Source organism: Halomonas sp., assembly GCF_052095695.1.
Classification (GTDB): domain Bacteria; phylum Pseudomonadota; class Gammaproteobacteria; order Pseudomonadales; family Halomonadaceae; genus Vreelandella.
Window position 1 is genome coordinate 1 of the sequence record NZ_JBQDLQ010000115.1, and the last position, 9,448, is coordinate 9,448.

Genomic DNA, 9,448 nt, shown 5'->3' on the forward strand with positions numbered 1-9,448 from the left:
TATCATAACTTTAAGATAGGGAAGATATTACAGCCTTTAAGTGTCACTAACATCTACTTTACAGCCTTTCATATATACAAAAAAACCGGCCTCATAAGAGGCCGGTTCTATTGGTTCTGCTAGGCAGTTACCCTTCTTAAAGCAAGGTGATTAAACCAGGCTTAGAAGTGGTAACGAGCGCCTGTCAGCCAGTATACTTCGTCAGTCAGGTCGCCAACTACGTCACCCAGATTGGTGTCGCTGTTGATGCGGTTAGATGCATCAGCATCAGCTACTTCTAGGAATACGTCGAAGCTGCTAGAAACGTTGTAATAACTACCCAATGACCAAGATTTGCTTGTCTCTTCGCCTTTGCGCTCAATGTTGTAGAAGTCACCTGAGAACGCCCATGGGCCAGTGACGAAGGTAGCACCAACGCCAACTTTATCATAGCCATTTTCGTCATTCGCAGTACGCAGATCGTAGCCGCGGTTGTTGTCACGCGTTTCATAACCAAGACGCGCAGAGAACTGGTCAGTGAAATCGTAAGAACCGATCAGGCCATACAGCATTTCGCCGTTACCGCCGCCACGCTTCACATCTTCAACAAAGCCTAGACCAACAGTCACAGGGCCTTGTGCGTAGCGAACACCACCTTGTGGTGCAAGTACTGAACCTTCACCAGACACAACACCTGGGCCATCGAGTACAACGCCATCCGGCTGGTTAGCTTCAAGCAGACCGCGCTCACTGTAGTGTTTCAACTGCAAGAAGGCAGTAAAACCTTGGAGGTCAGGCGTGTAGTAACCGATAGAGTCGCCACGCGACTGCTTTGGATGGCCAGCAAACTCTAGGCCACGATCGATCTGCCAGTCAAATGGCTGTGAAACAAACTGATTATAGAAGCTGTCAAAGTTACCCGCTTGGAAAGTACCGAACTGGTCGCTCTGTAGACCTAAATACGCTTGGCGAGTCTCAGAAAATGCAGAGAAGTCGTTACCGTTGCGGTTACCAGACTCATCAGCACGGAAACGCCACTCAAGACGACCGAAAGCCGTCAGGTCACGAGAAACTTCGTGGCTCAGGCGCAGCCCAAGGCGTGAGTAAACATCTACAAACTCCACACCGTCATCAATGCGCTGACCGGCATCGTTATACTCAGGACCACCACCAGCAATACCCATGGCGATACGGCCGTAGATATCAAGTCGAGTACCGTCCTGGTCATATACAGTTGCTGCTTGTGCTGCAGCAGAGGCACCCAAGGCACCAACGATAGCAGTCGCTAAAAGTGTTTTTTTCATGATGTAAGTTCCTTAACTCGTATACTGTTTCGATCGTTACTGCTCGACTTCATTAAGCCGGCAGGTGGCTTTTGCGGGCCATGCTCTTTTCTCATCCGCCGGTTTTTCCCGGTGGTATGCGGCATGTCCTCAACTAAGCCTTGTTATAGTCCAATGCTCGCAGAACAAACTCTATACTGGGATTCCAGGGAACGCAATAGAAAAAAACAGTGTTTCTTTACTATTTGCACTTTTTTATGGAACCCCTGCACCGCCGCCCGGTCTCAGCCGCCTTTAAACTTCTGCTGCAGACCTAACAATTTGTCCTCCAAACTAAGCGTGCTACTGGGCTCGTGTTTTTCCACATCAGGCTGTTTAACCGCCTTCTGGCGATTTTTTTCAACTGTCGGCGTGGATTTAGATTGCGCTTTCTTTTGTGGCTCACCGCGTTTTTCTGATGCATGCAGTGCCGCTTGCTTATCCACATTGCCCGCAGATTGCCCATCTAAATCAACCCGTTCAGCGCCTGCTCGGACTGCTTTTATATAGCGCGGCAGATTAACATAGTTCGCCAAAGCTCTGCGTACAAGTTTACTCGGCCATGCTTCCCGTTCAGCTAAATCTTGATGAATGCCTACTTTCAGCGGCTTAGTATGGCCTTTGAAGAACGCTTTCGGGTAGCGCTCGTACCATTCATTAAGTAGCGCGTGTGGGGAAGGTGCTTGCGGCGCTACGGCGGCAGACTGGGGTGACGATGATTCATTTTTTTGCGCTTCATCTGAGGCTTCACTGCTTACCCGCTCTTCAGACGGATCATTTGATGACGCTTCTGTGGGATTTTCAACTTCTTCAGCTTCAGCTTCAGTTTCAGCTTCTTCAATTATTGCACTGCCTTCAGTGGCAGCGGCTGCTTCGGCTGCAGGAGAATTCTGGGACGTTGCCGCACTTGGCTCGCCCTGCGGTAGCGCATTGTTGTCTACCAGCTGCTTTAAGCGCTGATTTTCCTGACGCAGGGCCTGTAGCTCAGCTTGGGTGCTCTCAAGACGCTGTTCTAAATCATCTAGCATAGTTATTAAGCTGGCGGCCATAGCCTTCTCCTTTGACCTTATCAGTCGGCGGTGCGCTCGTAGACGACGAAATCGTAGTGTGGCTGCCCTTCCGCTGGCTGCCCCGCTACGCGCTGCACTTCGCGCCACACCCGGCCATCAATTTCCGGAAATGTGACATCACCCTCTACGTCACAAGCCACTTCTGTTATATAGAGCCTCTGAGCAAAGGGTAACGCCTGGCGATAAATCTCGCCGCCCCCCATCACCATAATCTCTTCTGCTGCCTCAATGGTGGCATGCTGGTCGGCTAGTACAAGTGCTGCTGGCAGATCATGACAAACACGCACGCCTTCGTGAACAAACTCAGCATTACGTGTTACCACAACATTGAGCCGATTCGGCAGCGCTTTGCCAATCGATGTAAACGTTTTGCGCCCCATCACCAACGGCTTTGCCTGTGTCATACGTTTGAAGAACTTTAAATCTTCAGGCAAATACCAGGGCAGTTTACCCTCTACGCCAATTACCCTATTTCGCGCCATAGCGACAATCATAGCTACCGGCACTAATGGGTCGACGTTATTGCTCATACCGCCACCTTCGCTTTGATGTGAGGGTGTGCCTCGTATGCGTCAATTTGGATATCTTCAAATCGGAACGCAAACAAGTCGTTTATCTCTGGATTAAGCACCAGCTGCGGTGCTGCCTTCGGCGTGCGGGTCAGCTGTGCTTGCGCCTGTTCCATATGATTACTGTACAGGTGAGCGTCGCCCAGCGTATGAATAAACTCACCGGGCTGAAGGCCTGCCACCTGAGCCACCATCGTTAGCAACAGTGCATAGCTGGCGATATTAAACGGAACACCTAAGAAAATATCAGCGCTGCGCTGATAGAGTTGGCACGACAGCTTTCCGTTTGCCACATAAAATTGGAAAAGGCAGTGACACGGCGGCAGCTGCATTTCATCTACTTGAGCGGGGTTCCAGGCAGACACAATCAACCTGCGCGACTGGGGCGTCGTGCGAATTTGCGCTAACACTTTAGCGATTTGGTCAACGCTACCGCCCTTAGGGTCAGGCCAGCTACGCCATTGATAGCCGTAAACGGGGCCCAGATCACCGTTTTCATCTGCCCAGTCGTCCCATATCCGCACGCCGTGATCTTTTAGGTAAGCAATATTAGTGTCGCCTTTCAAGAACCACAGAAGCTCATGGATAATAGAGCGTAGGTGCAGCTTCTTAGTCGTCAGCAGCGGAAAGCCACGTGACAAATCAAAGCGCATCTGATGGCCAAACACGGAGCGAGTGCCTACGCCGGTGCGGTCATGGCGGTCAACGCCGTGCTCTAAAACGGTCTGCATCAAGTCTAAATAGGGTTGCTCTAGCGCGGGCGTTATAGCAGTCACAGAATTTCCAAATTAACAGGCGATATAGCGGTTCATTTTAGGTGGAGAGGCCATAAGGGGCAATGTGAAGATAACCCTTCGCCTTTACTCAACCAGCTAATACTTATCTATTGGCACTCGGTATTTGAACATCAACTGGCTGGGAGCGTGACCAGGCGATGATCAATAGCCCTAATGCCATCATCGGCAACGTTAGCAACATGCCCATCGTGACCCAATCGGAAGCAATAAACCCAATATGGGCATCAGGCAGGCGAACAAACTCGACCATAAAGCGGAAAACGCCGTAGCAGACTAAAAACATGCCTGAGATAAATCCGCGCGCGGTTGGCTTGGCAGAAACCCACCACAAAATCGCGAAGAGCACCGCTCCTTCCAGTATCGCCTCATAAAGCGCAGAGGGATGACGCGGCTCAGGCCCCATACCTGGAAATGGCATGCCCCAGGGCAGCGACGTTAAACGCCCAGGCAGCTCATGATTAATAAAATTACCGATACGCCCCGCACCTAAACCAATCGGCACTAGCGGCGCGATGAAGTCTGTCAGCGTTAGAAACGCCAATTTTTTTCGTCTTGCGAATATCCAGGCCGCAAGCAATACGCCGAGCAGCCCACCGTGAAAACTCATCCCGCCATCCCACACGCGGAAAATCCACAGAAGATCGGCTGACCACTGCCCCAATCCGTAAAATAACGCGTAGCCCAAACGCCCACCCGCGACGACACCTATCGCACAATAGAACAGTAAGTCGCCGATATCATCATTATTGAGACCTAAGCGCGATGCGCGCCGGCAGCCAAGCCACCAGGCCGCTACAAAACCCACTACGTACATCAAGCCATACCAATGCACTTGCAGTGGGCCCAAGGAGATAGCCACGGGGTCAATCGTCGGGTAGTTAATCATTTACACTCTCTAAGCTGACTAAAAGGATCAATTATTGAGGGCCGTTGATATAACAGACAGGGCCGCACGGCTACCCCAGTAAAACCGGCTGCCAGGGGTCATGTAGAAGCATCCACGTTTATCGTGCCAGGAAACCAGTGCACGATCATATTGAGCAGTGTTTCTGGCTGATACGGCTTTGCTAGCAGGTCATCCATACCGGCTGCTAGGCAGGCTTCGCGCCCTGCATTGTCGGCATTAGCCGTTAGCGCTACCAGCACACTTCTACCGCACTCATGTGTACGCTCATAATCGCGCCAGAGCTGGCTCGTTTCGAGCCCATCTAGCGTAGGCATAAAAATATCCATAAATACTAAATCAAACATAGCGCTTTGCTGGCGCTCAAGCGCCACTTCCCCACTGCTTACGCCTTCCACCTGCAACCCTCGGGCCTCCAGTATTTGACTCGCCAACATCAAATTAACCGGCCCATCATCGACGACTAGCACGCGCAAATGTCGCTGCGGCGCATCGGTATCAAGCATAGGCTGATTACCCTGCTGGCCACTTTTATCGTTGCCAGCATTTTGAAGCGCCAGACTAGCGAGCAGTGACCGAATATCTGAAAGGCGCTCACGCACATCAAACACCCACTGTCGGCAGCCATTAGTCAAATTCTGCTCAGCTGTCGTATTCAGATACTCGAATAGCTTATCAGTCTCATTCTGCAGCAGCGCTAAGTAGCCAGACTTTAACCGCGATTCTTCGCGCGCCCGCTCACGTCCAGCCATTAGATGCTTCAACTGGCGCTGCTGATGCTGAATATCGTCCAATAGCGAATGTTCATGCTCTTGCTGTGTCTGTTGAGCGGCGGCACTGGCGGTTTGTGAGCAGACAATACAGCGTTCAATCTCGGCTAATACTTCATTAACGCTGGCTAAGCGCTGAAGCGGGAGTTGAGACTCGTCGGCAGCCTTAAGTGGCGCGCGCCGACACTCTGGCAGCGAACGTGACGCCGTGACGAATAGCGCCTGACTGTGCCGCTCAAGCTCAGCAAGCTCTTGCATAAAGCGGCTATCTTTACGCCGTGCACGGGTTTTAATCAGCATCAGGAAAGCACCGACATTCAAACTACTGCCGATCAGCATTGCTAATGCCAGCCAGAGCATAGTGCTCCATGACACATAGCTTGGCGACATCCACCACACCATCGACGCTACGGCGAGGCACAGGAACATTAGCGCTGCTTGTAAAAACAACAGTGGCCAAAGGAACGGCCATATAATAGCTTCCCAAAAATGCTCCCTTTGATAGCGTTGCGTCATCTCGCCTTCCTGATGGCCATACGGCCTGTGATAATGATACCGGCCTAAGTGTACGTCTACACTTCGCTACTGTCATGCAGGCCGTTGACTGAACGCTTTTTACTTTTTGATCTGTGAGTTTACGCTATGTGCTTAATTACGTTCGCTTGGCAACCCAGCACCTCCATGCCGCTACATCTCATCGGCAATCGCGATGAGTTCCACGCGCGGCCCACCGCACCACTTGGCTACTGGGAAGCAAGCGCTGACGTTGCAGGCGGGCGCGATTTAGAGGCTGGCGGCTCTTGGCTGGCGGCCAGGCGAGGCGGCGTAGTGGCCGCTTTAACCAATGTCCGTGACCCTCAGCTCGTCGTACCGCTCGGCGCGCCAAGTCGAGGTGAGTTAGTGGCGGATGCCCTGAAATGTAATGATATTGACGTGTGGCTAACAGCGCTCAGCCAAGGCGATGCTTTACGCTATGCGGGATTTAATTTGCTCGTAGCAACACCGCAGCGCCTTTGGCTCCTGCATCGTAGCCAAGAGCACCTTACGCTCAATGAAGTGCCCCCTGGCGTGCACGGCTTATCCAATGCCAACCTTAACTCACCGTGGCCTAAGCTATTGCATGTACGCAGCGCACTCAAAAGCGCACTTGAAAACAACTCCTCGGAAGATTGGTCCATCGGCGTTCAACAAGCGATGCAAAACCCGCAAGAAGCCGCTAGCGAAGAACTACCCGATACGGGGGTAGGCCTTGCGCTAGAACGCCAACTCTCCGCTGCGTTTATTGTAGGCGAGCGCTACGGCACACGCGCCACGTCGTGGCTCACGCTTGATGACCAAGGCAATATCGACATCACTGAGCAGCGCTTTGGGCCGCTGGGGCGCAATGAAGGTAAAACCTCCCTAGCGCTACGCAGCGGCGGCGTGTGATGACGCCCTTTCTAGTCTCGCGGCGGCATCAGATGCGATAGTTGCCACTCGTCTAGACGGTTCTCAAGATGCGCATGCACCAAGGCAGGCGTATCCAACGTCATGACTTCTTTGAGCAGCTGCTGGGCATCCGTCATCGGCACTCGGCGGATGGCTGCGCGCACTTTAGGCAGGCTAGGCGCATTCATGGAAAGGCTAGTAAAGCCCATCGCCATCAACAACAGCGCCCCGGCCGGGTCACCGGCCAACTCACCGCATAGCGAAATAGGCTTATTGAGCCGCTGAGCATCGTGGGAAAGCTCCTGCAAGGCGCCCAGCAGCGCGGGATGCAGCGCATCGTAAAGGCTGGATACCCGTGGATTATTGCGGTCCACCGCCAGCAAATACTGAGTAAGGTCGTTGCTACCCACGGAGAAGAAATCGATACGCTTGGCCAGGGCATCCATTTGATAAATGGTCGCAGGCACTTCGATCATTACTCCCACCTGAGGCCGGATGACGCTGATACCTTCCTCGCCTAGCTCCAAAATAGCGCGGTCCAGCAGGCGCAACGCCTCATCTACTTCTTCTACGTTGGTGATCATCGGAAACAGAACGTAGAGATTATCCAGATCCACCGATGCTTTTAGCATGGCGCGCAGCTGTACCATCAGCACTTCCGGGTGATCCAGCGTGACGCGCATACCGCGCCAGCCAAGAAACGGGTTAGCCTCTTCAATCGGGAAATAGGGCAAATCTTTATCGCCACCGATATCCAGCGTACGCATAACGACTGGCAGCGGCGCAAAGCCTTCTAACTGGTCGCGGTAAAGACGAGTCTGTTCTTTTTCGCCGGGGAAGCGCTCGGTAATCATAAAAGGCACTTCGGTACGATAAAGGCCTACGCCGCCTATGCGACTTTTCAGCAGCGCGGTAGCATCTACCGCAAGCCCGGTATTGACCATGAGCGGCATGGTATAACCATCGGGCGTTACGCTGGGCAAATCCTGCTCATGCTCCAGAAACTCGCTAAGCGCCTTCTCTTCAGCAATCAAGCTTGCGTAGCGCGCGGTCAGCTCGGGCGCTGGGCGCACAAACAAGCGGCCGCGATGGCCATCTAACACTACGGGCGCTCCGCCTAGGCGCGGCAGCGGCAAATCCACCATACCTAGCACGGTGGGAATACCCATCGCGCGGGCGACAATTGCCACATGAGAGGTGCTGGAGCCACGCACTGACACCAGCCCTTTAAGCTTATCGCGAGGAACTTCGCCCAGCATAGCGACGCTAATTTCATCACCCACTAAAATGGCATTATCGGGATAGGTTTCCGGCGTAGAGGGTGTGTCTTCCTGCAGATGTGCAAGCACGCGGCGCCCTAGATCACGAATATCTGCCGCGCGCTCACGCAGGTAGTTATCGTCAACTCGCTCTAAATACTGCACGTGACGACGCACTACATCGGCCAGAGCACCCGGCGCCCACTGCCCTTCACGAATACGCTTTTCAACTTCATCGGCTAGCGCCGCTTCGCCAAGCATCTGCTGATAAACATCAAATAGCGCCAATTCTTGAACCGATATGCGGCTTGCTAAGCGTTCGGCCGCCGCGCGGATTTCGCTACGGGTTTTGCCAATGGCCTCTTTCAGGCGAGCAACTTCGTAATCCTGATCGCTAGGGACGAGATCCGGCACGCTGTTCAGATCCGCTGGCGGAGTAATGACCACCGCTTCACCCATGGCCATGCCTGGCGATGCCGCAACGCCTTTAAACACTGCCTGGCCACCCGCAAGCGCCGGGCGCATTAGATTACCGGTTGCCAAGGCATGCACCAGCACGCCAGCCAACTGGGCGGCCATCGTGACCAGAAAGGCTTCATCTTCATCATCATAGCTGCGCTTTTCAGCCTGCTGAACGACCAATACGCCCAGCATATGACGCTGGTGAATGATCGGCACGCCTAAGAAACTTGAATAGCGCTCTTCGCCCGTAGATTCAAAATAGCGAAACTGCGGATGAGTCTGGGCATCTTCAAGATTAAGCGGCTCGCTACGCTTGGCCACTAAGCCAACCAGGCCTTCACCTAACGGCAATACGACATGCCCCACTGCCTGAGTGCGCAGGCCAATGGTTTCCATCAATATAAGTGAATCAAGCGCTTTATCATAAAGGTAGAAGGAGCACACATCGGTCTGCATCGCTTTACGGATTCGGCGTACCATCGTAGACAGCGCGGCATCAAGGGTACGCGCGCTATTCACTTCCTGAATAACACGGCGCAGCACCTCAAGCATGGACGTTTTACCTTTCACTGTTATTTGCCTCGCTGAGGAATTTCTTGGCAGACTCGCGCCACCCTAGTGTGGCAGCCAGCAGTCGCCCCATTCTTCATCCTGTGCCAGGCGCTGAACGCGGGGAGACAGCTCCCGCAGCGCACGCCGATAGACCTCTCGTTTAAAAGGCACCACTTGCCCTAGCGGATACCAATAGCTGACCCAGCGCCAACCATCAAACTCGGGCGTTGGGGTAGCCGTCATACATATTTGGCTTTCCTGGCAACGAATTTTAAGTAAAAACCACTTCTGCTTCTGGCCTATACAGACCGGACGCGAATGTGTGCGAACCATACG

General features: G+C 53.1%; 8 protein-coding genes and 1 pseudogene. 1 reads left to right on the forward strand and 8 read right to left on the reverse strand.

Annotated features, from left to right (window positions below; translation table 11 throughout):
* Positions 1-161 precede the first annotated feature (161 nt).
* From ACTH5D_RS16175 to ACTH5D_RS16200, 6 genes are all read right to left on the reverse strand, one after another.
* Complete coding sequence (locus ACTH5D_RS16175) at positions 162-1,283, reverse strand: porin (protein WP_441673019.1); 1,122 nt, start codon at positions 1,281-1,283, stop codon at positions 162-164.
* 263 nt (positions 1,284-1,546) lie between these two features.
* A complete protein-coding gene (locus ACTH5D_RS16180; RefSeq protein WP_441673021.1) occupies positions 1,547-2,350 on the reverse strand; it encodes a ProQ/FINO family protein in 804 nt (267 codons plus the stop codon).
* A gap of 20 nt (positions 2,351-2,370) precedes the next feature.
* Complete coding sequence (locus tag ACTH5D_RS16185) at positions 2,371-2,901, reverse strand: dihydrofolate reductase (protein ID WP_441673023.1); 531 nt, start codon at positions 2,899-2,901, stop codon at positions 2,371-2,373.
* Positions 2,898-3,671, reverse strand: a complete 774-nt coding sequence (locus ACTH5D_RS16190) for a thymidylate synthase (RefSeq protein ID WP_441673033.1) — start codon at positions 3,669-3,671, stop codon at positions 2,898-2,900. The genes ACTH5D_RS16185 and ACTH5D_RS16190 overlap by 4 nt, the downstream gene beginning before the upstream one ends.
* Positions 3,672-3,819: 148 nt before the next feature.
* Positions 3,820-4,623 carry a prolipoprotein diacylglyceryl transferase gene (gene lgt, locus ACTH5D_RS16195; RefSeq protein WP_441673025.1) on the reverse strand — a complete coding sequence of 268 codons (804 nt, stop codon included), beginning with the start codon at positions 4,621-4,623 and terminating at the stop codon, positions 3,820-3,822.
* A 98-nt stretch (positions 4,624-4,721) separates the two neighbouring features.
* A complete protein-coding gene (locus ACTH5D_RS16200; protein ID WP_441673027.1) occupies positions 4,722-5,927 on the reverse strand; it encodes a response regulator in 1,206 nt (401 codons plus the stop codon).
* A gap of 126 nt (positions 5,928-6,053) precedes the next feature.
* Here ACTH5D_RS16200 and ACTH5D_RS16205 point away from each other — a divergent pair, with 126 nt between their 5' ends.
* Positions 6,054-6,839, forward strand: coding sequence for an NRDE family protein (locus ACTH5D_RS16205; protein WP_441673029.1), 786 nt, complete (start codon positions 6,054-6,056; stop codon positions 6,837-6,839).
* A gap of 11 nt (positions 6,840-6,850) precedes the next feature.
* Here ACTH5D_RS16205 and ptsP read toward each other — a convergent pair whose 3' ends face one another.
* Both ptsP and ACTH5D_RS16215 read right to left on the reverse strand, forming a co-directional pair.
* Positions 6,851-9,112, reverse strand: coding sequence for a phosphoenolpyruvate--protein phosphotransferase (gene ptsP, locus ACTH5D_RS16210; RefSeq protein ID WP_441673031.1), 2,262 nt, complete (start codon positions 9,110-9,112; stop codon positions 6,851-6,853).
* A gap of 63 nt (positions 9,113-9,175) precedes the next feature.
* Positions 9,176-9,448: pseudogene (locus tag ACTH5D_RS16215) on the reverse strand (RNA pyrophosphohydrolase); the annotation flags it as partial.

What these genes read in the sequence shown, in the direction of transcription:
- ACTH5D_RS16185 (WP_441673023.1), bottom strand. Translation starts at nt 2,901, where the DNA reads ATGAGCAATAACGTCGACCCATTAGTGCCGGTAGCTATGATTGTCGCT.
- lgt (WP_441673025.1), bottom strand. Translation starts at nt 4,623, where the DNA reads ATGATTAACTACCCGACGATTGACCCCGTGGCTATCTCCTTGGGCCCA.
- ACTH5D_RS16200 (WP_441673027.1), bottom strand. Translation starts at nt 5,927, where the DNA reads ATGACGCAACGCTATCAAAGGGAGCATTTTTGGGAAGCTATTATATGG.
- ACTH5D_RS16190 (WP_441673033.1), bottom strand. Translation starts at nt 3,671, where the DNA reads ATGCAGACCGTTTTAGAGCACGGCGTTGACCGCCATGACCGCACCGGC.
- ACTH5D_RS16175 (WP_441673019.1), bottom strand. Translation starts at nt 1,283, where the DNA reads ATGAAAAAAACACTTTTAGCGACTGCTATCGTTGGTGCCTTGGGTGCC.
- ACTH5D_RS16205 (WP_441673029.1), top strand. Translation starts at nt 6,054, where the DNA reads ATGTGCTTAATTACGTTCGCTTGGCAACCCAGCACCTCCATGCCGCTA.
- ptsP (WP_441673031.1), bottom strand. Translation starts at nt 9,112, where the DNA reads ATGCTTGAGGTGCTGCGCCGTGTTATTCAGGAAGTGAATAGCGCGCGT.
- ACTH5D_RS16180 (WP_441673021.1), bottom strand. Translation starts at nt 2,350, where the DNA reads ATGGCCGCCAGCTTAATAACTATGCTAGATGATTTAGAACAGCGTCTT.